The organism is Comamonas sp. F1-6, from assembly GCF_039581415.1.
Lineage (GTDB): Bacteria > Pseudomonadota > Gammaproteobacteria > Burkholderiales > Burkholderiaceae_C > Comamonas > Comamonas thiooxydans.
In genome coordinates this window covers 244,150-264,625 of sequence record NZ_JBCPWN010000005.1, presented here as the reverse complement: position 1 = coordinate 264,625, position 20,476 = coordinate 244,150, and the positions used below count along the sequence as shown (strand labels likewise).

Sequence of the window (20,476 nt, the reverse complement as noted above, 5' to 3'; positions counted from 1 at the left end):
TCCAGAGGAGAAAAAGAATACCACCAGGCCCGGTCCGGGCGTGTACGTATTGGGTACTAGGCCATGCCGCTCAAGGTCGCAATCGCTACGCATGGCGCATGCCCATTGGAGCTGGCAGAGATCGCGGTTTCGTCGTGGCGCAGCCGTCTGGCGCGGGCACATAGATAAGTTCCGCCCTAGCTAATGAGAAATCAGTGTTTAGGGTTTGTGCCGGGTGTGCCTATATTGGCAAGCCTCATGGCGTGCGCTGCAGAGCTCGCTTCAAACCAAAAGCAGTTCGGAGGGCGGAGCTATGCGCGATAGGGATCGCAGATCATTCATACAGGGGCTGGCCGGGGTGTCGGCGGCAGGCATGCTGGGCGCGGCATGGCATGTGCGTGCGGCGCAGACCCAGGCCTGGCCGGTGCGGCCCATCAAACTGGTCGTGACATTCCCGCCCGGCGGCTCCAGCGATATCGTGGCGCGGGTGCTGGCTCCCGCGCTGGCCGAGAAGCTGGGCCAGAGCGTGGTCATAGACAACAAGCCCGGCGCGGGCTCGTCGATTGGCGCGCAGATCGTGGCGCACAGCGCCAACGACGGCTACACGCTGCTGGTATCGAATTCGGCGGCGCTGTCGATAGCACCATCGCTGCTGCAAAGCCCTGGCTACGACCCCTTGCGCAGCTTCGAACACCTGGCCTATATCGGCGCGGTGCCCACGGTGTTTGCCGTGCATCCCTCGGTGCCCGCCAACAGCCTGAGCGAGCTGGTGAGCTGGATCAAGGAGCAGCCTGCCCCCGTGGCCTTTGGCAGCGGCGGCGCTGCCTCGGTGGGGCATCTGGTGGGCGAGCAGTTTGCGCAGACGCTCAAGCTGTCCATGGAGCATGTGCCTTATCGCGGTGCCGGTCCCATGCGTGCGGATCTGCTCAGCGGCCATATCAAGCTGGCCATCGATGCGCTGCCGCAGAACATCGCGCTGCACAAGCAGGGCCGGCTCAAGCTGCTGGCGCTGACATCGCCACGCCGCGTGGCGCAGGCACCGGCGGTGCCCAGTGTGGCCGAGCTGGGGCTGGCGCAACTGGTCTCCGAAAACTTCGTCGGCATTTCGGCTCCCGCCGGCTTGCCCAGGGCGCTGGCCGAAAGAATCGCCAGCGCGGTGCGGCAGATCAGCGCGCGTCCTGAGTTTGCACAGACGCTCGAAGCCCAGGGATTCGTGACCCGGGATATGGAATCCAAAGCCTTCACCCAGCTGATTGCGGACCAGCATCTGGCCTGGGGAGATATCGCGAAAAAGACAGGTGCAAAACTTTAAGCAGAAGAGACAACAATGAGCAGCGAGAAACTGTATTCACCCCGTAAGCCACGCTATGCCGTGGTGCTGTTTGGCCCCGAAGGGCAGGGCAGTTTCAACGAGTCGGGACTGCGTGGAGCCCACAAGGCCAGAAATGCCGGCCATGAGGTCGATGTGCTCTGGGTGGCCGGCCAGTCGGCGCAGCAGCGCGCCGCCGAAATGTCCGCATTGTGCGGCGGCCGCTATGCGCTGATTCTTGCGCATGGCGGTCAGGGTGACGGTCCGGTGCAGATCCTGGCCGAGCGCTGGCCCGAGCAGGCCTTTGCGGTGACGCAAGGCAGTTGGGCTGCACCCAATGTGGCGCGTTACGAGGTGCTGCAGGAGCAATCGGCATTCCTCGCCGGCGTGCTGGCCAGCCAGTGGAGCAAGACGGGCAAGGTGGGGCATTTCTCGGGCGAGAAAGTGCCGCCAGGTCTGCGTGGCCGCGCGGCCTATGCGGACGGTCTCAGGCGCGCCGGTTTTGAGGGGCAGCTGGTCACCCAGTTCTGCGGTCACCAGCATCGCCCGGGCTGGGCCCGGACCTGTGTCTCGGCAATGGTCGAGCAGACGGGCCTGGACATTGTGTTTGCCATGCTGGATGGCGGCCGCCCCGGCGTCACGCAGGCCTGCCGGGCGCATGGCGTGGCGCAGATCGGCAATGTGCTGAACTGGGTGGAACGTGACCCCGAAGTGTTTGTGGCCTCGGCGATCTGCGATTCCGGCGAGGCCTTGTTTCGCGCCGTCGAGGACCATGCCCGGGGTCTGCTGCCGCTGGGTGGCTTTCGTGCCTTTGGCCTTGAGGAGCCGAGTCTGGTTCGGCTGGAAATGGGGGCCGGGGTGAGTGCTGCGCAGCGCAGCCTGGTCGAAGACTGGGCGCAGCGCCTGCTGCGCCGCGAGTTCGAGATTCACCTGGACTATGCCGGGGCCGAGTTCGCCTTGCCGCAGGAGGAGCTCGGCGCTGCGGCGTGACCAGGAAAGCGCCGCGGCAGGGCCTCAGTACTGCTGAGCACCCTTGTCGAATTCGGCGCGTGACAGCTGGCCGTTGCGGTCGCTGTCGATCTCTTCGAAGCGCTGGGAGATGACAGGCAGCTGGCGTGCTTCCTGCGCACTGAGCTGACCGTCGCGATTGGCGTCGGCACGCTCGAAGGCCGCTTGCACGCTGCTTTTTGCAGTCGGCGCCTGCTGCACGCCGGTGGCGGAACCCGACTGCACGATGCGCGCAGGCTCCTTGTTGTTGCCGGCGTTGCCGCCGCCGGTTTGCGCAAAAGCCATGCCCCCGCCCAGGGTGAGCGCAGAAAACAGCACCACGCTGACGACTTCGAATGACGAGACCTTGCAATTGAGCAGATTCTTCTTGTTCATGAATGGCATTCCTTCTCTATGCGATAACAGGAGTGCATTGCACCCTGTGAGGCGGCAAAGGGCCAGCACTTTTGCCTGCTGTTGCCTCAGACTACATTTGCCTGCGGGCTGTAACGCACAATGGCGGCAGTATCTGAGGGCCGCTCCGGCCCTGAAAACTCGCAGCTTTGACAAGGGATGACCCATGGGCAACCGCCTCACGCAAATCGCCACCCGCACCGGAGATGACGGAACCACCGGCCTCGGAGACAACACCCGCGTTTCCAAGAACAGCGGCCGCCCGCATGCCATGGGCGATGTGGATGAACTGAACTCGCATATCGGCCTGCTGCTGTGCGAGCCAATGCCCCAGGAGGTGCGCGACCTGCTGATCGACATCCAGCACCAGTTGTTCAACCTGGGCGGCGAGCTGTCCATGCCGGGCTATGAGCTGCTCAAGGACGATGCACTGCTGCAGCTCGACAACGCGCTGGCCCACTACAACGCGCAGCTGCCGCGTCTTCAGGAGTTCATACTGCCGGCCGGCACACGTGCTGCCGCCCAGGCCCATGTATGCCGCACCGTGGCGCGCCGTGCCGAGCGCCAGGTGGTGGCACTGGAGCAGGCCGAGGCCATGCGAGCCGCGCCGCGCCAGTATCTGAACCGCCTGTCCGATCTGCTGTTCGTGCTGGCCCGCGTGCTCAACCGCCTCGACGGCGGCGACGATGTGTACTGGAAGAGCGAACGCCTGGCGCGCGCGCAGTCCGAGTGAGGCGGTGGCAGGAGGCCGGGCATGCGTCTGCGACATATCGAGGTCTTCAATGCCGTGATGCAGACCGGCAGCGTCAGCGCGGCCGCGCGCCTCATCAACGTCACCCAGCCCGCGGTCAGCCGCACGCTGCAGCATGCCGAGTTGCAGATGGGCTTTGCGCTGTTCCAACGCGCGCGGGGGCGGCTGACGCCGACCAATGAAGCGCTGGCCCTGTTTCCGCATATCGAGAAGCTGTTCGAGCAGCTCGACGAGGTGCAGCGCCTGGCCGCCAATCTGCGTCATGGTCAGTCGGCCGACCGGCTCAATGTGCTGACGGTGTTCGCGCTCAGCCGCGAGGTGTTGCCGCGCGCCGTGGCGGGCTTCAGGCGTCGCCATCCGCAGGTCCAGGTGCACGTGCAGGCGCTGCACACGCCGCAGGTGGTGTCGGCCCTGCTGCTGCAGGAGGCCGATGTGGGCTTTGTGATCAGCTCCGTGGGTCAGCCCGCGCTGGAGCACGAGCTGCTGGCCGAAGTGGACATGTTCTGCGTCTTGCCCAAGGGACTGCTGCCGCCTTCGCGCGTGCGCGCCGAAGGCATGGAACTCATGGATCTGGCCGATCTGCCCCTGGTCGCGCTCGATGCGCGCGACCCGCTGGGCATGCGCCTGGGTCAGGCCTGCCGCGAGCATGGCGTGGGGCTGTCGCCTGTGGTGACGGTGCAGACCTACCATGCGGCGCTGTCCATGGCCGAATACGGGCTGGGCGCGGCCATCATGGATGGTTGCACGGCCCTGGCGGCCGACCGGCGCCGAGTGCATGTGGTGCCGCTGCTGCCGCGCATCACCGTGGGAGTGAATGCGCTGAGCCTGCCTCAACGCCCGGGCTCGGTGCTGGCGCGCGCCATGACCCAGGAAATGCGCAAGGCCCTGCAGGAGCTTCTGAGCGCCTCCTGAGCGGCAGGCCCGCGCTCAGGCAGCGTGCATCTGCGCGACCAGCCGCTGTGCCGAGCCGAAGGCCAGCGTCAGGCCCAGCGCGCCATGGCCGGTCTGCAGCCACAGATTGCGTGGGCCGCCGCGCTGGCGGCCGGTGATGGGCAAGCCCGTGGGGGTGGCCGGGCGCATGCCGCTCCAGGGATGCAGCGAGCCCTGCAGCGGCAGCTGGGCAAAGACCTGCTGCGTGGAGCGGCGCAGGCTGTCGATGCGGGCCGGATCGATACGTGTGTCGCGGCCGATGATCTCCACCATGCCGGCCACGCGCAGGCGCTCGCCCAGGCGCGCGAACACCACCTTGCGCGCGGTGTCGGTCACGCTCACGCGCGGCGCGGCCTGACTGTGGTCGGATGCTATGTCCACGGTGATGCTATAGCCCTTGAGCGGATAGACGGGAAGGCGCAGGCCCAGCTGACGCGCGTGGGCCGGGCTTTCCCAGCCGCTGGCCAGCACGTAATGCTCGGCCTGCAGCAGGCCTGCGGCGGTGCGCAGGCCGGTGACAGCGTCGCCCTGGCGCTCGAAGCCCAGCACCTCGGTGTCGTAGCGCAGCTCGGCGCCGCGCACGGCCAGCAGCGCCGCCAGCTGCTCGCACAGCTGGCGGCAGTCGGCGGCGCTTTCGCTGGGGGTGTGAACAGCGCCCGCCATGCGGCCCCTGTAGCCGGCCAGCGCGGGCTCCAGGCGCACGGCGGCGGTGGCATCCACCACCTGCTGGCTGGCGCCGCCAAGGCGCGATTGCAGGGCCACCTGCCGGGCTGCGGCATCCAGGCCCTGCTGCGTGTCGTACAGCACCAGCTTGCCCGGCGTGTGCAATGCGCAACTCAGGGACTCCTGCGCCTGCAGGCTCTCGAAGGCCTGCCGGCTTTCGGCGGCCAGCCTCAGCAGCGCCTGCGTGCCGGCCATGGAGGCGCGTGCATTGCAGGCGCCCAGAAAGCGCAGCCCCCAGGCCCATTGGGCGGGATCGGCGCGCAGACGCAGGGCCAGCGGCGAGTCCTTTTCCAGCAGCAGCTGCGGCAGCATCTTCCAGATACCGGGATCGGCCAGCGGCTGCACATAGGAATAGCTGAGCTGCGCGCCGTTGCCGCCGCTGGCGCCCGTTGCCGGGCCGGGCCCGCGCTCCAGGATCGTGACGCGGCAGCCCGCGCGCTGCAGCGCATAGGCGGTGGCCAGGCCGACGATGCCGGCGCCCACGATGCAGACATGCATTGATCGTTTCTCCATGCTGCCGCACTGTAGGCCCGTACGGGGCTGCGCAGCCATGGCATTTGACATGCAGGGTATGCACCCAGGTTATGGTCTGCCCACGCGATGTCGATGTATGCGTGCGGCCGGGCGGCCCTCGGTCGCGGTGTTTACCGGAGCATGGCAGTGCCTGCGCTGCCACCCATAAACCAGGGACATGGACCAGCCCGATATTGTCATCCCCCGAAGCCTGGCGCGCTTTCTACACTGGCGGCACATCCACCACCGAAGAGGAGACACCGCATGCAACTTCACTCCACCGTGCTTTGTGCGGCACTGGGCCTGGGTTTTCTGGGCGCTGCCCATGCCGATACCCTGGCCAAGGTGCGCGACAGCGGGCGCATCACGCTGGCCTACCGCGAGTCCTCCGTGCCCTTCAGCTACCTGGACAACGGCAAGCCCATAGGCATGACCGTGGAGCTTTCGCAGACGGTGGCCGAAGCCGTGAAGAAGCAGTTGAACCTGCCCGCGCTGGAGGTGCGCTGGCAGGCCGTGACCTCGCAAAACCGCATGCCGCTGCTGGCCAACGGCACCATAGACCTGGAGTGCGGATCGACCACCAACAACACGGTGCGGGCCAAGGAGGTGGGTTTTGCCATCAACCACTTCTACACCGGCACGCGGCTGCTGGTGAAGAAGAGCTCGGGCATCCAGAACTATGCCGACCTCAAGGGCAAGACCGCGGCCATCACCACCGGCACCACCAATCTGCAGGTGCTGCGCAAGGCCAATGCCGAGCAGGGCTGGGGCATGAACATCGTCATGGCCAAGGACCATGCCGACGGCTTTCTGCTGGTCGAGAACGACCGCGCCGCAGCCTTTGGCATGGACGACATCCTGCTCTATGGCCTGATCGCCAACGCCAAGAATCCCAAGGATTTCCACGTCGTGGCCGATGCGCTGCAGGTCGAGCCCTATGCCTGCATGCTGCGCAAGGACGACCCGCAGTTCAAGCAGCTGGTGGATGGCGTGATCGGCGACATGATGAAGTCGGGCGCTTTCGCCAGGCTCTACGACAGATGGTTCATGCAGCCCATTCCGCCCAAGAACGCGGCACTGGGTCTGCCCATGAGCGAGCAGCTGCAGCGCAACCTGCAGGAGCGCGGCGACAAGCCGGCGTTCTGAGATGCGGGCAGTGGGCATTCTCGGCGGCATGGGGCCTGCAGCGGGCGCGGATTTCGTGCGCCTGTTCGTGCAGGCCTGCACCCGGCACCTGCAGGACCAGGGCCTGCCCGTGCATGACCAGGCCTATCCCGAGCACTGGCTGGTGCAACTGCCCATGCCCGATCGCACACAGGCGCTGCGCCGCGATCCGCAGTCACCTGCGGGCCCGGCTGCGCATCTGCTGCAGGGCGCGGGCCGGCTCGCGGCCCTGGGTGTGCGCAGCGTGGCCCTGGCCTGCAACACGGCCCATGCCTGGCATGGGCAGATACAGGCGTTTTTCCCGCAGCTGCGCGTGCTGCACATCGCGCAGCAGACGGCGCTGTACCTGAAGGCAGGCGGCGCGCGCCAAGCCCTGGTGCTGGCCACGGACGGAACCTATGACAGCGGGCTCTACGACGCGGCGCTGGCCGATTGCGGCATTGCCGCGCTGCGTCCCGGACAGGCGGGCCGGGACCGGCTTATGCAAGGCATCTACGAGGGCGTGAAACAAGGTGACATGCCGCTGGCCGTGCAATGCTTCGGCGAGGTGCTGGCGCCGCTGCTGCAGCACCACGGCGCCGTGCCCGTGATCATGGGCTGCACCGAGATTCCGCTGGCCCTGCCGCAGGCGCCGCAGGCCTGTGGCGCCGAGCTGGTGGACCCGGCCTGGATACTGGCCTGCGCGCTGGCGCAGGACGCCTACGCGCATTAGTCGCGGCGAGGGAGGGCCAGAGCCCTGTAAAAAGATGAGCTGCAATCGCCTGCCACACAACAGATAGGTATCGAATAATGGCCAGATCTGTTGATGGGTGTGCGGTGCCAGCTCATCTTTTAATGGTGGTTTGCCGGCGCGTGCTAGGACTTCCGGGCGTCCCGCATCTCCGAGTCCATGGCGGCCTTGTAGATGCTTTGCCGGGGCCGCTGCATCAGGCGGCGCAGCATGGGCTCGAATTCACTCAGGGGCAGGGTCTCGGCCCGGGGATCGAAGGCCGGGTTGTCATAGAGTTCGCAGAACTCGGCCGTGCGCTGGTAGTGCGGATGTTCCCGGAACTGCTCGCGCATGTCCCTGTCCAGGCCGATGTGATGGAAGAAGTAATGGCCCTGGAAGATGCCGTGATGCTGGACCATCCAGTGATTGGCCTCGCTCACAAAGGGCTGGAGAATCGCGGCGGCTATGTCGGGGTGGTTGAAGGACCCGAGGGTATCGCCAATGTCGTGCAGCAGCGCGCACACCACATACTCCTCGTCACGGCCATCGCGCAGCGCGCGCGTAGCGGTTTGCAGCGAGTGGGTGTAGCGGTCCACCGGAAAGCCGCCATAGTCGCCCTCCAGCAGCTTCAGATGGGCCATCACCCGCTCGGGCAGACCCTGGGTGAACTGTGCAAATTCGCCGCCGATCAACTGCCAGTCTTCACGCGTGCTGTCTTGCATGCGCAGAAAGTTCGCCCGTGCATTCATGCCATGTCTTTCGTGGGTTATGGTCGTTGCACTGTAGGGCGCTGGCAGGGGCTGCGCTGTCAAGGGCATGACATGCAGCCGCAGCGTTGATGCGCGAATCCTGTTTGCCGTCCACAGGATTCGCGCGGGCTCGAGGCCTCAATAGGTTTCCAGGTGCAGACGTCCTTCGCGCTTGAGTCTGGCTCCCAGTTCCTCCCAGCCCAGGCCTGCTTGCTGGGCCACGTCGCGCAGGGCCAGCACGACGCCGTCCTCCATGCTTTTGAGACCGCAGACATAGATGTGCGTGTTGTCGTCGCGCAGCAATTCCATGAGATCGGCCGAGCGCTCGCGCATGGCGTCCTGCACATAGCGCCTGGGCTGGCCGGCCACGCGAGAGAAGGCGAAGTTGATGTCGATGAAATCCTTGGGCAGGTTTTGCAGGGGGCCGAAATAGGGCAGCTCCTGAGGCGTGCGCGCACCGAAGAACAGCAGCAGTTTGCCGCTGTCGAACTTGCCGCTCTTGCGCAGGCGGCGGCGCCATTCCGTCATGGCGCGCATGGGCGCGCTGCCCGTGCCGGTGCAGATCATCACGATGTGCGAGCGCGGGTGGTTGGGCATGAGAAAGCTGCTGCCGAACGGACCGATGACCTGCACCTTGTCACCCACCTGCAGATCGCAGAGATAGTTGCTGGCCACGCCGCGCACGGGCTGGCCCTGGTGATCCTCGACCACGCGTTTCACGGTCAATGCCAGATTGTTGTAGCCGGGGCGCTCGCCGTTGCGGGCGCTGGCAATCGAGTACTGGCGCGCCACATGGGGCTTGCCGCCGGCATCCACACCGGGCGGGACAATGCCCAGCGACTGGCCTTCGAGCACCGGAAAAGGCATGGCGCCGAAGTCCAGCACGATATGGTGGGTCTCGTTGTCGAAGCCGGCCTCCGTGCAGTTCAGATTGCCCACCACCGTGGCCGTCACCGCAGCCTTGGGACCATGCAGATTGGTGTAGGCATGGGCGGCAGACCAGGGCGGTGTGGTGGCGCCATAGCTGGCTGCGCGAAAGACTTCCGCAGCGCCGCTTTCGGCCAGACCGGCTGCGGCCGCGATCACGGCCTGGGCCTGGCTCAGATCCTGCACATCGCCGACATTCTCGGCCGTCTGCGCGGCGGCCAGCACATCGGCGGAAAGCTCTTCGGGCAGGCTCTCCCAGCCCAGTTGTTCGGCCACGCTGTAGGGCTTGCTTGCCGACACCAGCCGCCAGTTGTCGATGGAGCCGGTCGGGCAGGGCGAGATGCAGTCCATGCAGCCGTTGCACTTGTCCGCCATGACCACATAGTTGTTGTCGTCATGCGTGATGGCGTTCACGGGGCAGGTCGCCTCGCAGGTATTGCAGCGAATGCAGATTTCGGGGTCGATCAGATGCTGCTTCAGGATGCCGTTTTCAATCAGCGTGATGGTGCTCATTTCGTTCTCCAAACCGTGGCAACCCAACTCAGTGACATCGAGCAAGGGCCGCCCCGCCGCGAGGATGTCGTCCCCCTTGGGGGAAGCGGCTCAGCCGCTCAGGGGGGATCAAAATTTCACATACTCGAAGTCCACGGGCTGGCGATTGATACCCATGACCGGCGGGGCAATCCAGCCGGCAAACTTGCCGGGCTCCAGGCATGGCTTCATCAGTGATGCGACAAAGTTGCGGTCGTCGTCGCTGGCCAGCCACTCGTTCTTCCTGGCCAGCCATTCCGGCTCGCTGACGGGACGGCCGTCGGGGCTGATGCGCACGCCTGCCAGCGCGCCGATCTGCCGGTTGAAGGCCTTGTGCGGCACCGTCAGGCGGAAGTCGATTCCGGCCTTTTCCATCACCTTGTTCCAGCGGCCCACACCGGCATTGCTGTCCTTGATGTAGTCGTCGCGCAGCACCTCGTTCAAGGCGTTGAGCATGGGCACTTCCTTCTCCTGCAACTTGCCGTCCACCACCTCCAGAACCTTGTAGTTCTGGTCGTGCAACCTGTGGTCGTCCTCGCGCTTTCCCTCTTCGTAACGGCCCTTGAGGCCCGAGCTGTAGAAGGTGGCGGCATTGCTCGACTGGTCGGCACCAAACAGGTCGATGGTCACGCTGTAGTGAAAGTTCAGATAGCGCTGAATCGTGGGCAGGTCGATGACGCCCGCGCTGCGCAGCTTGTTCACATCGTCGGTCTTGAGTTCGTTCATGACTTGGCAGGTTCGGGCCAGCACGCGCGAGACGCCGGACTCGCCGACAAACATGTGGTGCGCCTCTTCGGTCAGCATGAATTTGGTGGTGCGTGCCAGAGGGTCGAACGCGGATTCGGCCAGCGCTGCGAGCTGGAATTTTCCGTCTCTGTCGGTGAAGTAGGTGAACATGAAGAACGCCAGCCAGTCCGGCGTTTTTTCGTTGAAGGCGCCCAGAATGCGAGGGTTGTTTTCATCGCCGCTCTGGCGCTCCAGCAGTGCCTCGGCTTCCTCGCGTCCGTCACGTCCGAAATGCTTGTGCAGCAGGTAGACCATGGCCCAGAGATGGCGGCCTTCTTCCACATTGACCTGGAACAGATTGCGCAGGTCGTACATGGACGGTGCGGTCAGGCCAAGGTGGCGCTGCTGCTCCACCGATGCGGGCTCGGTATCGCCTTGCGTGACGATGATGCGACGCAGGTTGGCGCGGTGCTCACCGGGCACGTCCTGCCAGGCTTTCTCGCCCTTGTGATCGCCAAAGTGAATGCTGCGTTCCTGATCCGCCGGGTTCAGGAAGATGCCCCAGCGATAGTCACGCATCTTGACGTAGCCGAACTGCGCCCAGCCCTGCGGATCCACGCTCACCGCGGTGCGCAGATAGACATCGTAGTTGGTCGATCCTTCGGGGCCCACGTCGTCCCACCAGCGGATGAAATTAGGCTGCCAGCTCTCCAGGGCACGCTGCAACGTGCGGTCGCCGCTGAGGTCCACGTTGTTGGGAATCTTCTGGCTGTAGTCGATGCTGCTCATGGGGTGTCTCCTGTGATGTTTTGCCGATTCAGGGCCGTTGGCTCATACCCTGTTGAAATCGAAGCCGGCTTTCTGTCCGGTGCCGTAGAGCTTCAGCGCCCCTTTTTCGCCCACCGCGTTGGGGCGGTTGAAGATCCAGTTCTGCCAGGCCGACAGACGCCCGAAGATGCGCGTGACCATGTTTTCCTGGCTGGCAAAACGCAGGTTCGCTTCCAGACCCGTGAGCGCATCGGGCGACATCGCGGCGCGCTCTTCCATGGCGATGCGGATCTCGTCTTCCCAGTCGATATCGTCAAGCGCGGCGGTGACCAGTCCAAGCTGTTGCGCGGCATCGCCGTTGAGCGGCTTGCCCACCGCTGCGCGAGCGGCTTCCAGAGGCCCGGACTCCTCATAGAAGCGACGCTGCAGACGGCTTTGATCGTTGACCAGCGGCAGCAGGCCGAAGTTGAAGGCATCGAGCTCGATGACGGGCTCGCGCTCGGGCTCGTCGGGCAGCACCAGCATGTAGGCGCGATCGGCGCAGAAGACCAACTCGGCCAGCATGCCGACAAAGCAGGAGCCGGGCTCGATCAGGGCGAACAGCGAGCGCGACGACACATCGAGGCGTGCAAAGGTACGGCGCAGCAGGCCTGTGGTTTGCTGCACCAGCCAGTGATCCTTGTGCGCAATCAAAGACTGGTCCGCCGCCAGCACGGCGCGCGCATCGCCCTCGGTCTTGAGAATCCAGGTGCCCACATCGAGCTCGTTGGTGCGCAGATGCAGTATGGCGTCGTCGAGCTCGCGGCCCATGGCCAGCGGCCACCAGGCGGCGCCTGCGCTTTCTATGGCTTCAATGCTGCCGGGCTGTTCGCCACGGGGAGCCTTGACCGTGATGGTGGCACTGCGCTTGCTGCGATCGATTTGCACGCTGACGTGGCGATAGTGCAGGCCGTCCGGGCTTTGCTCGCGCTGCAGCCTGGCAAGCTGTACGCCTTTGGCGGAAGCCGGGCGCGGGCTGCTTTCGCCCAGGGCCGTGGCACGTTGCTGCACCACTTCGGCAAATTGTGCGGGCTTGGCAATCGCGTCCACCAGCCGCCAGTCCACGGCGCGCTGGCCGCGCACGCCTTCCACGCTGGTGCAGAAGATGTCGGCCAGGTCGTGACGCACATGGCGCTTGTCGGTCACGCGCGTCAGCCCGCCCGTGCCAGGCAGCACGCCCAGCAGCGGAACCTCGGGCAGTGACACGGAAGAAGAGCGGTCGTCGATCAGCACGATGTCATCGCAGGCCAGAGCCAGCTCGTAGCCGCCGCCTGCGCAGGCACCGTTGACAGCGGCGACGAACTTGAGTCCGTCGTGCCTGGAGCTGTCTTCCATGCCGTTGCGCGTCTCGTTGGTGAACTTGCAGAAGTTCACCTTCCAGGCGTGAGACGAGACACCGAGCATGAAGATATTCGCACCTGAGCAGAAGATGCGTTCCTTGCCGCTGGTCACGATCACGGAGCGCACCTGCGGGTGCTCAAAACGGATGCGGTTGAGCGCATCGTGCAGCTCCACATCCACGCCCAGGTCATAGCTGTTGAGCTTGAGCTTGTAGCCGGGGCGTATGCCTGCGTCCTCGGCGATGTCCAGCTTGAGCCGGGCGATATTGGCATCCACTTCAAACGACCAGTGCCGGTACTGGCTGGGCTCTGTGCGGTAATCGACGTTGGTTTGCTGCTGCATGCTCGGCTCCTGCTGAGATGAAAGATAGTGCAGTTACTGACTCGGTGTTGGCACAATTATGCAGATGCATTGAAAAAAAGCACGTCAATTTAGGCACTATGTTGCATGTTTCGCTGAAACCAAGGGAAATCCTTAGGTGCTCATAGTTCGCGGAACGGCGCCGGATTTGAAGTGTTTTGGCGGCTATTCCCTTGCTAGGAAAGGGCGAGTAGCTAGCAATTACTGAGCATCCGAGCCGGATGGCTTTGATTCGCAAACCCAGCACTGGCGCGGGGTGATGAGCTGCTTGCAAAATGGATCCACCATGCTGACCTTTGCAGATATCCAAGCCGCCGCTGCGCGCCTGAATGGCGCCGTCCTTCAAACCCCTTTTGTGGAATCACGCACGCTCTCGCAGATCACGGGGGCGCAGGTCTATCTCAAGTTCGAGAACCTGCAGTTCACTGCATCCTTCAAGGAGCGTGGCGCGCTGAACAAGCTGCTCATGCTCAGCGATGCCGAGCGCGCACGCGGCGTGGTCGCCATGAGTGCGGGCAACCATGCCCAGGGCGTGGCCTATCACGCTCAAAGGCTGGGTCTGCGTGCTGTCATCGTCATGCCGCGCTTCACTCCCGGTGTGAAGGTGGAGCGCACGCGCGGCTTCGGTGCCGAGGTGGTGCTGCATGGCGACACATTGGCCGAGGCGCGAGCCCATGCCTATCAGCTGGCGCAGGAGCAGCAGCTGACCTTTGTCCATCCCTATGACGACGAAGCGATTGCTGCGGGCCAGGGCACGCTGGCGCTGGAAATCCTGCAGGCACAGCCCGATCTGGATGCGCTGATCATTGCCATTGGCGGCGGCGGTCTGATTGCGGGCATTGCCACGGCAGCCAAGGCCATCAAGCCCGAGATGGAGATCGTGGGGGTGCAGACTCAGCGCTTTCCCTCCATGGTCAATGCGCTGCGCCACACAGATCTTCCCATGGGGACTTCGACGATCGCCGAGGGCATTGCGGTGACCCAGCCAGGCATCATCACCCAGGAGGTGGTGCAGCGCTGCGTGGACGATTTGTTGCTGGTGGACGAAGGAGATATAGAGCAGGCCGTGCTCATGCTGCTGGAGATCGAGAAGACCTTGGTCGAAGGCGCAGGGGCGGCGGGCCTGGCGGCCTTGCTGCGCTATCCCGCTCGCTTCAAGGGCCGGAAAATAGGTCTGGTGCTGTCGGGCGGCAATATCGACCCCATGCTGCTGGCTGCCATCATCGAGCGCGGCATGGTGCGCTCCGGTCGTCTGGCGCGTGTGCGTGTCAGCGCGCGCGACGTACCCGGCGTGCTGGCCCAGATCACGGCCACGGTGGCCGGAGCCGGCGCGAATATCGAGGAAGTCCATCACCAGCGTGCCTTCACCATGCTGGCCGCGCAGAATGTGGAGATCGAGTTCGTGCTGCAGACACGCGGCCACGCCCATGTGAGCGAGGTGCTGGAGCAACTGCGCCGCGCAGGCATGGAGGCGGCCCTGGTGTGAGGCTTGAGCCGCAGGCCTTGCTCAGGCCTGCAGGGGCGTGATCTTCTTGATCAGCGGGGTCACCAGGTCCATGGGCAATGGGAACACCACGGTGGTGTTCCTGTCCGCGCCGATCACGGTCAGCGTCTCCAGGTAGCGCAGCAAGATGGCCTGAGGCTCCTGCGCCAGAACTTTCGCTGCCTGAGACAGTTTTTCCGAAGCCTGCAACTCGCCTTCGGCGTGAATCACCTTGGCACGGCGTTCTCGCTCGGCCTCTGCCTGACGTGCGATCGCCCGGATCATGGATTCGGTCAGATCGACCTGCTTGATCTCCACGTTCGAGACCTTGATGCCCCAGGTGTCGGTTTGCGCATCCAGCGCCTGCTGGATATCCAGGTTCAGCGATTCGCGCTCTGCCAGCATTTCGTCGAGCTGATGCTTGCCCAGTACGGAGCGCAGCATGGTTTGCGCGAGCTGACTGGTGGCCTCCAGATAATTGACCACCTGGATCACCGCCTTTTCCGCATCCACCACGCGCAGATAGATCACGGCATTGACCTTGACCGAGACGTTGTCGCGCGAGATCACATCCTGCGCGGGGACCTCCAGGACCACGGTGCGAAGATCCACCCGTACCACCTGCTGGATGGCAGGAATGATGAAGATCAGTCCCGGCCCCTTGACCTTCCAGAAGCGCCCCAGCGTGAAGACCACGCCGCGCTCATACTCGCGAAAAATCCGGATCGACGCCGTCCCCAGGCCAATCACCAGCATCAGCAGGATCAGCCAGAACAGGAAAGAAGCGCTAACCATAGAAGCCATCCTTTCAGCGAGGGACTTCGGCGCTGCGATCTGACGTTGGACGGTGCACATCGATTTCTTAATCGGCGCCGGGTCGTCCGCAAGCCCAGCATATGCTGTTGCACTCCGAGTGCGAACTTATCTGCGCATGGTCGACATCGAAGAAGTGCTGTTCGCCATTGGCGGACATGGGATGCGGGTCTGAGCGCCAAGAGCGCCAAGAGCGGCTATGGCTTTCCCTGAGCCATGTCGCCAGGGCTGTGCCTAGAATGGCTGCAGAGCTTGCTTGTTTCACCGCCTGCTTTCAGGAGGAGCATTGATCACATGTCAGATGATTCCGCAGTGAACCACGAGGCACAGGACGCGGCCGAAGCCGTTGTGCCCTATATTCCCATCATCATTCCCGCCGCTGGCGCCGTGATGATGTTCCTGCTGGCCTTTATTGCCGTGAACATGGCCTAGGCATTCCAACCTTCTCGAGCCCAACCCCGCGACGCGGGGTTTTTTTACGTCTGTGCAGGTTATGAATGAATGTGGCATGCATATTCTGATGCATAAGATGCATAGATATTGCCCGTGATTTGCTGACAAATTCAAGGCCCCTACCTAAAATCGATCTCCCGCTGCTATTCAAAACAAGGTTGTTTTGACTATTTCAGACGGATTTCAGGCGCCAACAAGCGCTAGGGAAAGCAGGCGAGACACCTTCAAAAGCCTTTTTTCAAAGACGCAGCCGAGGATGCTTCTTTGAAAAACTGGTTTTTTAATTGAAGGACTTCCCCCATGAACGCCGCTGTGCAAAGCCTGAACATCCAGGCTCCCGACTACGTCAAGAACCCCAAGCTCATTGCCTGGGTCGCCGAAATGGCCGCGCTGTGCAAGCCTGCCCAGATCCACTGGTGCGACGGCTCGCAAGCCGAATATGACGCGCTGTGCCAGCAACTGGTGGATGCCGGCACCTTCAAGCCCCTGGCCAAGCGCCCCGGCTCCTTCCTGGCCTGGACCGATCCTTCGGACGTGGCTCGCGTGGAAGACCGCACCTATATCTGCTCCGCCAAAAAGGAAGACGCAGGTCCCACCAACAACTGGATGGAACCTGCGGAAATGCGCGCCACGCTGAACCCGCTGTTCGACGGCTGCATGGCTGGCCGCACCATGTACGTGGTGCCTTTCTCCATGGGCCCGCTGGGTTCGCCCATCGCCCACGTGGGTATCGAGCTGTCCGACAGCCCCTATGTGGCCGTCAACATGAAGATCATGACCCGCATGGGCAAGGCCGTGTATGACGTGATCGGCACCAACGGCGAGTTCGTGCCCTGCGTGCACACCATCGGCGCACCTCTGGCCGCAGGTCAGAAGGACGAGACCACCTGGCCTTGCAGCAAGACCAAGTACATCGTTCACTATCCTGAAACCCGCGAAATCTGGTCTTACGGCTCGGGCTACGGCGGCAATGCGCTGCTGGGCAAGAAGTGCTTTGCGCTGCGTATCGCCTCCACCATGGGCCGTGACCAGGGCTGGCTGGCCGAGCACATGCTGATCCTGGGCGTTACCAACCCCGAAGGCAAGAAGTACCACGTGGCTGCGGCCTTCCCCTCGGCCTGCGGCAAGACCAATTTCTCCATGCTGGTGCCGCCCAAGGCCTTCGACGGCTGGAAGGTCACGACCATCGGCGACGACATCGCCTGGATCAAGCCCCAGGCCGACGGCTCGCTGCGCGCCATCAACCCCGAGGCCGGTTACTTCGGCGTGGCTCCCGGCACCAATATGCTCACGAACCCGAACTGCATGTTGAGCCTGGACAAGAACGTGATCTTCACCAATGTGGCCCTGACCGATGACGGCGACGTGTGGTGGGAAGGCATGGAAAAGGACCAGGGCAAGCTGCCCGATCACCTGATCGACTGGCAAGGCAAGGACTGGACGCCCCAGATCGCCAAGGAAACCGGCGCCAAGGCCGCCCACCCCAATGCCCGCTTCACCGTGGCTGCCACCAACAACCCTGCGCTGGACGAAGCCTGGGACGATCCCGCCGGCGTGAAGATCGATGCCATGATCTTCGGCGGCCGCCGCTCCACCACCGTGCCTCTGGTGACCGAAGCCCGTGACTGGACCGAGGGCGTGTACATGGCAGCGACCATGGGCTCCGAAACCACGGCCGCCGCCTTTGGCGCGCAAGGCGTGGTGCGCCGTGATCCCTTCGCCATGCTGCCTTTTGCCGGCTACAACATGAGCGACTATTTCCAGCACTGGCTGGATCTGGGCGCCAAGATCGAAGGCCAGGGCGCAACCCTGCCCAAGATCTTCACCACCAACTGGTTCCGCAAGAACGCCGAAGGCAAGTTCGTCTGGCCCGGCTACGGTGAGAACATGCGCGTTCTGAAGTGGATGATCGACCGTCTGGAAGGCCAGGCTCAGGGTCAGGAAACCGCCTTTGGCATTGCTCCCCAGTACGCCGAAATCAACTGGAGCGGTCTGGACTTCGATGCTGCCCAGTTCGACAGCGTGACCAATATCGACAAGGCGGCTTGGGCCGAGGAAATGAAGCTGCACGGCGAGCACTTCGACAAGCTGGCCTACAACCTGCCCAAGGCCATGCTGGATACCAAGGCCAAGCTCGAAGAGCGTCTGTCCGCCTAAGCCTTTGACAGAATAAAAAAGCCCTGCAGGCCGTTGGCCGCAGGGCTTTTTGTTTTTGAACCGTTGTGTTGATAGCTGTTGGCGCCTGTCGGACAAGGGGTTGACGCCGATTTCATGAGACGCTGAGCGGGCATGAAAAAGCCGCTGGCCTTGTGGGCAGCGGCTTTCTTCGGAGAGGCGCGGAGCTTAGCGGCTCTGGCGATCCATCGCGCGGGCCAGATCGGCCATCAGGCGGGCATCTTGCAGCGCGGCGTTCCAGACGCGTTCATCGGCAGCAGCTTGCTGGCGGCTCTTGACCCAGGCGCGGTAGCCGGTGCGCACCAGATTGATGGCACGGCGTGCGGGAGTGGAGAAGAGGGCAATGCTGGCAAAGGCCATGGCCCACAGAACCATCCAGGCAGCCATCATATGACCGTCGCTCCAGGTTTCGGTGGCCTGGAAGACGCCGGCGGCCAGGGCGGCCAGCACCACAGCCAGCACCATCCAGTACGACCTGGACTGGGATTGCGCCTCGTGCTCGGCGGCAATGGCGGCCATGCGTTCATCGCTGGCTTGATAGATACGCACCACACCAGGGTGCTCGACACAGTAGGAGTTGTAAATAAAGTTGCTCATGGCAGTTAACCCTTTGACCCACGCTTTTGGCGAATTGCCCGGGGAATAGGTGTAACTATAGGGATTACCCTAGGTGTGTTCAAATTTATATTTTGAATCTGTAGCATTCACGGCAGTGATGCATTGGGTGATGCCATGTCTTTGAACTTTCGTTCTCTGGATCTCAATCTGCTGCGCGTCTTCGACGAGGTCATGTCCGAGCGCAGTCTCACGCGTGCGGCGCACAAGCTCAGCATCACCCAGCCGGCGGTCAGCAATGCAATGCGCCGGCTGCGCGAGGTTCTGGGCGACGAGCTGCTGGTGCGCCAGGGACAGGGCGTGGAGCCCACGCCGCGTGCCCAGGCCCTGTGGCCGGTGATACGCGAGGCCTTGCAGCATCTGGAGGGTGCACTCGCACCCGATGAGTTCGATCCCGAGACGGCCGCCACCACGTTCGTGATCGCCATGGCCGATGCCACGGCAGCCACGCTGATTCCGCCGCTGTACCCGATTCTGGCGCGCGAGGCACCGGGCCTGGGCATACGCCTGCTGCCGCTGACCACGCGCGATCCAAGGCCCTTGCTCGATGATGGCGAGGCCGATATGGCCGTGGGCTATTTCCCCGCCGTACTGGCCGATCTGACGGCGCGTGCCCAGGCTGGCGGTCTGGTGGCGTTTGACAGCCGCCGTCTGTATGAGGGCGAGTACCTGTGCGTGATGCGCAAAGGCCATCCGCTGGCGCATGTTCCGCTGACGCTGGACAACTATTGCGCGGCACGCCATATGCTGGTCAGCTTTTCGGGCCGCTCCTTCGGTTTCATCGACGAGGCCCTGGCCTCGCTGGGGCGTTCGCGCGAAGTGGTGCTCACCGTCAACCAGTTCTTCACCGCGGCGCGCGTGGTGCTCAACTCCGATCTGCTGACCATCTTGCCGCGCCATTTTGTGCCCGTGACCGGCATGAGCGACCAGCTGGAGCTGCGCGATCTGCCCTTCGATGTCACGCCCGTGCATGTGGATGCACTGTGGCGTCGGCGCGGCCCGCACCCGCAGGCCTATGACTGGCTGCTGAAAACGCTGACGCGCTCGGCCGAGATCACCTTTGCCAACGGTTCGGCCCAGGTCACTCACCATGGTTGACTAAACTAGCCACATGAAGATCCAGCTGCTGTCCGACCTGCACCTCGAAGTCCACCCCCAATTCGTGGCCCAGCCAGCCGCGGGCGCCGATGTGCTGGTGCTGGCCGGCGACATCGGCTCCTACCAGAGCAGTACCCAGGTCGACGGCGAGAACTTCGGGCTGGAGCGTTTCTCGCCGCTGCCGCAATACGCCAACTGGCCCACACCCGTGCTGTTCGTGCCCGGCAATCACGAATACGACATGCAGGACTTCGACGAGGCAAGGCTGCGCCTGCAGCGTGTGTGCGACAGGCTGGGTCTGATCTGGCTCGATCGTGAAACCGTGGTCATGGACGGGGTGCGTTTCATCGGCACCACGCTGTGGAGCGACTTCGACGCCATGGCCATGCATGAAGGCGTGAGTGATGCCACGCGCTTGCACAAGCTGCGCGAGAAGGCCTTTCGCGCCGCCAATTTCTATCTGCAAAAGACAGGTGGCAGTCGCCAGGGCGAGCCGTTTCTGGCCGCGCCCATGCGCGAGGAAAGCCTGCTCTGCCAGGACTGGCTGCGCGCTGCGCTGCAGCAGCCTTTTGACGGACCCACGGTGGCCGTGACCCACTTTGCGCCCAGCCTGCGCAGTGCCGATCCGCGCTACGGCCTGGTACCCGGCACGGCCGGTTTCTGCAATGTGATGGACGACTTTCTGCCCCATGCCCAGCTCTGGCTGCACGGCCATCTGCATTGCGCCAGCGACTACATCGCATGCGGCCAGCGCGAGGACGGCAGCGAATGGCAATGCCGTGTGGTGGCCAATCCCCTGGGCTATGCCCGCAAGGGAGAGCAGGATGACTTTCTGCCGGCATCGACAATTAACTTGAGCCAAGTCAAGATGCTGACTGTCCCCAGCCCTTAGGCTTGAGACATCAACAAGGAGAAATTG

At 63.7% G+C, this 20,476-nt stretch carries 19 protein-coding genes; 11 read left to right on the top strand and 8 right to left on the bottom strand.

Annotated features, from left to right (window positions below; translation table 11 throughout):
• Positions 1 to 292 precede the first annotated feature (292 nt).
• Both AAIL66_RS07815 and AAIL66_RS07810 read left to right on the top strand, forming a co-directional pair.
• Complete coding sequence (locus AAIL66_RS07815; RefSeq protein WP_343496409.1) at positions 293 to 1,291, top strand: tripartite tricarboxylate transporter substrate binding protein; 999 nt, start codon at positions 293 to 295, stop codon at positions 1,289 to 1,291.
• A 15-nt stretch (positions 1,292 to 1,306) separates the two neighbouring features.
• Entirely contained in the window at positions 1,307 to 2,278 is a 972-nt protein-coding gene (locus AAIL66_RS07810; protein ID WP_343496408.1) for a BMP family ABC transporter substrate-binding protein, read from the top strand.
• Between the two features lie 24 nt (positions 2,279 to 2,302).
• On the opposite strand, the gene AAIL66_RS07805 is transcribed toward AAIL66_RS07810, so the two are convergent.
• Entirely contained in the window at positions 2,303 to 2,671 is a 369-nt protein-coding gene (locus AAIL66_RS07805) for an EF-hand domain-containing protein (RefSeq protein WP_012836573.1), read from the bottom strand.
• A 184-nt stretch (positions 2,672 to 2,855) separates the two neighbouring features.
• Here AAIL66_RS07805 and AAIL66_RS07800 point away from each other — a divergent pair, with 184 nt between their 5' ends.
• On the top strand, positions 2,856 to 3,422 hold the full coding sequence (locus AAIL66_RS07800; protein WP_012836574.1) for a cob(I)yrinic acid a,c-diamide adenosyltransferase: 567 nt from the start codon (positions 2,856 to 2,858) through the stop codon (positions 3,420 to 3,422).
• Between the two features lie 21 nt (positions 3,423 to 3,443).
• Positions 3,444 to 4,352, top strand: a complete 909-nt coding sequence (locus AAIL66_RS07795) for a LysR substrate-binding domain-containing protein (protein WP_034406684.1) — start codon at positions 3,444 to 3,446, stop codon at positions 4,350 to 4,352.
• A 15-nt stretch (positions 4,353 to 4,367) separates the two neighbouring features.
• Here AAIL66_RS07795 and AAIL66_RS07790 read toward each other — a convergent pair whose 3' ends face one another.
• Positions 4,368 to 5,591, bottom strand: coding sequence for a D-amino acid dehydrogenase (locus AAIL66_RS07790; protein ID WP_343496425.1), 1,224 nt, complete (start codon positions 5,589 to 5,591; stop codon positions 4,368 to 4,370).
• A 279-nt stretch (positions 5,592 to 5,870) separates the two neighbouring features.
• Here AAIL66_RS07790 and AAIL66_RS07785 point away from each other — a divergent pair, with 279 nt between their 5' ends.
• Together AAIL66_RS07785 and AAIL66_RS07780 are read left to right on the top strand one after the other, a co-directional pair.
• On the top strand, positions 5,871 to 6,752 hold the full coding sequence (locus tag AAIL66_RS07785) for an amino acid ABC transporter substrate-binding protein (protein WP_343496407.1): 882 nt from the start codon (positions 5,871 to 5,873) through the stop codon (positions 6,750 to 6,752).
• A 1-nt stretch (position 6,753) separates the two neighbouring features.
• Positions 6,754 to 7,482, top strand: coding sequence for an amino acid racemase (locus AAIL66_RS07780; protein ID WP_343496406.1), 729 nt, complete (start codon positions 6,754 to 6,756; stop codon positions 7,480 to 7,482).
• Between the two features lie 143 nt (positions 7,483 to 7,625).
• Here AAIL66_RS07780 and AAIL66_RS07775 read toward each other — a convergent pair whose 3' ends face one another.
• From AAIL66_RS07775 to boxC, 4 genes are all read right to left on the bottom strand, one after another.
• The gene (locus AAIL66_RS07775) at positions 7,626 to 8,228 is read right to left on the bottom strand and encodes an HD domain-containing protein (protein WP_343496405.1); all 603 of its coding nucleotides are present in this window, start codon (positions 8,226 to 8,228) and stop codon (positions 7,626 to 7,628) included.
• A gap of 138 nt (positions 8,229 to 8,366) precedes the next feature.
• Positions 8,367 to 9,668 (bottom strand): benzoyl-CoA 2,3-epoxidase subunit BoxA, encoded by a 1,302-nt coding sequence (gene boxA / locus AAIL66_RS07770; RefSeq protein ID WP_343496404.1) that lies wholly within the window; start codon positions 9,666 to 9,668, stop codon positions 8,367 to 8,369.
• 108 nt (positions 9,669 to 9,776) lie between these two features.
• The gene (gene boxB / locus AAIL66_RS07765) at positions 9,777 to 11,201 is read right to left on the bottom strand and encodes a benzoyl-CoA 2,3-epoxidase subunit BoxB (protein WP_034392907.1); all 1,425 of its coding nucleotides are present in this window, start codon (positions 11,199 to 11,201) and stop codon (positions 9,777 to 9,779) included.
• Between the two features lie 42 nt (positions 11,202 to 11,243).
• A complete protein-coding gene (gene boxC / locus AAIL66_RS07760) occupies positions 11,244 to 12,902 on the bottom strand; it encodes a 2,3-epoxybenzoyl-CoA dihydrolase (protein WP_343496403.1) in 1,659 nt (552 codons plus the stop codon).
• 304 nt (positions 12,903 to 13,206) lie between these two features.
• Between boxC and AAIL66_RS07755 the strand changes: the two genes are divergently transcribed.
• Positions 13,207 to 14,406 carry a threonine ammonia-lyase gene (locus tag AAIL66_RS07755; protein WP_003065229.1) on the top strand — a complete coding sequence of 400 codons (1,200 nt, stop codon included), beginning with the start codon at positions 13,207 to 13,209 and terminating at the stop codon, positions 14,404 to 14,406.
• A 21-nt stretch (positions 14,407 to 14,427) separates the two neighbouring features.
• On the opposite strand, the gene AAIL66_RS07750 is transcribed toward AAIL66_RS07755, so the two are convergent.
• Positions 14,428 to 15,198, bottom strand: coding sequence for a slipin family protein (locus AAIL66_RS07750; protein WP_003065227.1), 771 nt, complete (start codon positions 15,196 to 15,198; stop codon positions 14,428 to 14,430).
• A 312-nt stretch (positions 15,199 to 15,510) separates the two neighbouring features.
• Between AAIL66_RS07750 and AAIL66_RS07745 the strand changes: the two genes are divergently transcribed.
• Positions 15,511 to 15,648, top strand: a complete 138-nt coding sequence (locus AAIL66_RS07745) for a hypothetical protein (RefSeq protein ID WP_003059912.1) — start codon at positions 15,511 to 15,513, stop codon at positions 15,646 to 15,648.
• 321 nt (positions 15,649 to 15,969) lie between these two features.
• On the top strand, positions 15,970 to 17,826 hold the full coding sequence (locus AAIL66_RS07740; RefSeq protein WP_034382683.1) for a phosphoenolpyruvate carboxykinase (GTP): 1,857 nt from the start codon (positions 15,970 to 15,972) through the stop codon (positions 17,824 to 17,826).
• A gap of 186 nt (positions 17,827 to 18,012) precedes the next feature.
• On the opposite strand, the gene AAIL66_RS07735 is transcribed toward AAIL66_RS07740, so the two are convergent.
• Positions 18,013 to 18,441, bottom strand: coding sequence for a hypothetical protein (locus tag AAIL66_RS07735; RefSeq protein WP_003065220.1), 429 nt, complete (start codon positions 18,439 to 18,441; stop codon positions 18,013 to 18,015).
• A 135-nt stretch (positions 18,442 to 18,576) separates the two neighbouring features.
• On the opposite strand from AAIL66_RS07735, the gene AAIL66_RS07730 reads away from it, so the two are divergent.
• Both AAIL66_RS07730 and AAIL66_RS07725 read left to right on the top strand, forming a co-directional pair.
• Positions 18,577 to 19,557, top strand: a complete 981-nt coding sequence (locus AAIL66_RS07730) for a LysR family transcriptional regulator (protein ID WP_034351561.1) — start codon at positions 18,577 to 18,579, stop codon at positions 19,555 to 19,557.
• 13 nt (positions 19,558 to 19,570) lie between these two features.
• Complete coding sequence (locus AAIL66_RS07725) at positions 19,571 to 20,449, top strand: metallophosphoesterase (protein WP_343496402.1); 879 nt, start codon at positions 19,571 to 19,573, stop codon at positions 20,447 to 20,449.
• Positions 20,450 to 20,476 lie beyond the last annotated feature (27 nt).

What these genes read in the sequence shown, in the direction of transcription:
- AAIL66_RS07815 (WP_343496409.1), top strand. Translation starts at nt 293, where the DNA reads ATGCGCGATAGGGATCGCAGATCATTCATACAGGGGCTGGCCGGGGTG.
- AAIL66_RS07810 (WP_343496408.1), top strand. Translation starts at nt 1,307, where the DNA reads ATGAGCAGCGAGAAACTGTATTCACCCCGTAAGCCACGCTATGCCGTG.
- AAIL66_RS07805 (WP_012836573.1), bottom strand. Translation starts at nt 2,671, where the DNA reads ATGAACAAGAAGAATCTGCTCAATTGCAAGGTCTCGTCATTCGAAGTC.
- AAIL66_RS07800 (WP_012836574.1), top strand. Translation starts at nt 2,856, where the DNA reads ATGGGCAACCGCCTCACGCAAATCGCCACCCGCACCGGAGATGACGGA.
- AAIL66_RS07795 (WP_034406684.1), top strand. Translation starts at nt 3,444, where the DNA reads ATGCGTCTGCGACATATCGAGGTCTTCAATGCCGTGATGCAGACCGGC.
- AAIL66_RS07790 (WP_343496425.1), bottom strand. Translation starts at nt 5,591, where the DNA reads ATGCATGTCTGCATCGTGGGCGCCGGCATCGTCGGCCTGGCCACCGCC.
- AAIL66_RS07785 (WP_343496407.1), top strand. Translation starts at nt 5,871, where the DNA reads ATGCAACTTCACTCCACCGTGCTTTGTGCGGCACTGGGCCTGGGTTTT.
- AAIL66_RS07780 (WP_343496406.1), top strand. Translation starts at nt 6,754, where the DNA reads ATGCGGGCAGTGGGCATTCTCGGCGGCATGGGGCCTGCAGCGGGCGCG.
- AAIL66_RS07775 (WP_343496405.1), bottom strand. Translation starts at nt 8,228, where the DNA reads ATGAATGCACGGGCGAACTTTCTGCGCATGCAAGACAGCACGCGTGAA.
- boxA (WP_343496404.1), bottom strand. Translation starts at nt 9,668, where the DNA reads ATGAGCACCATCACGCTGATTGAAAACGGCATCCTGAAGCAGCATCTG.
- boxB (WP_034392907.1), bottom strand. Translation starts at nt 11,201, where the DNA reads ATGAGCAGCATCGACTACAGCCAGAAGATTCCCAACAACGTGGACCTC.
- boxC (WP_343496403.1), bottom strand. Translation starts at nt 12,902, where the DNA reads ATGCAGCAGCAAACCAACGTCGATTACCGCACAGAGCCCAGCCAGTAC.
- AAIL66_RS07755 (WP_003065229.1), top strand. Translation starts at nt 13,207, where the DNA reads ATGCTGACCTTTGCAGATATCCAAGCCGCCGCTGCGCGCCTGAATGGC.
- AAIL66_RS07750 (WP_003065227.1), bottom strand. Translation starts at nt 15,198, where the DNA reads ATGGTTAGCGCTTCTTTCCTGTTCTGGCTGATCCTGCTGATGCTGGTG.
- AAIL66_RS07745 (WP_003059912.1), top strand. Translation starts at nt 15,511, where the DNA reads ATGTCAGATGATTCCGCAGTGAACCACGAGGCACAGGACGCGGCCGAA.
- AAIL66_RS07740 (WP_034382683.1), top strand. Translation starts at nt 15,970, where the DNA reads ATGAACGCCGCTGTGCAAAGCCTGAACATCCAGGCTCCCGACTACGTC.
- AAIL66_RS07735 (WP_003065220.1), bottom strand. Translation starts at nt 18,441, where the DNA reads ATGAGCAACTTTATTTACAACTCCTACTGTGTCGAGCACCCTGGTGTG.
- AAIL66_RS07730 (WP_034351561.1), top strand. Translation starts at nt 18,577, where the DNA reads ATGTCTTTGAACTTTCGTTCTCTGGATCTCAATCTGCTGCGCGTCTTC.
- AAIL66_RS07725 (WP_343496402.1), top strand. Translation starts at nt 19,571, where the DNA reads ATGAAGATCCAGCTGCTGTCCGACCTGCACCTCGAAGTCCACCCCCAA.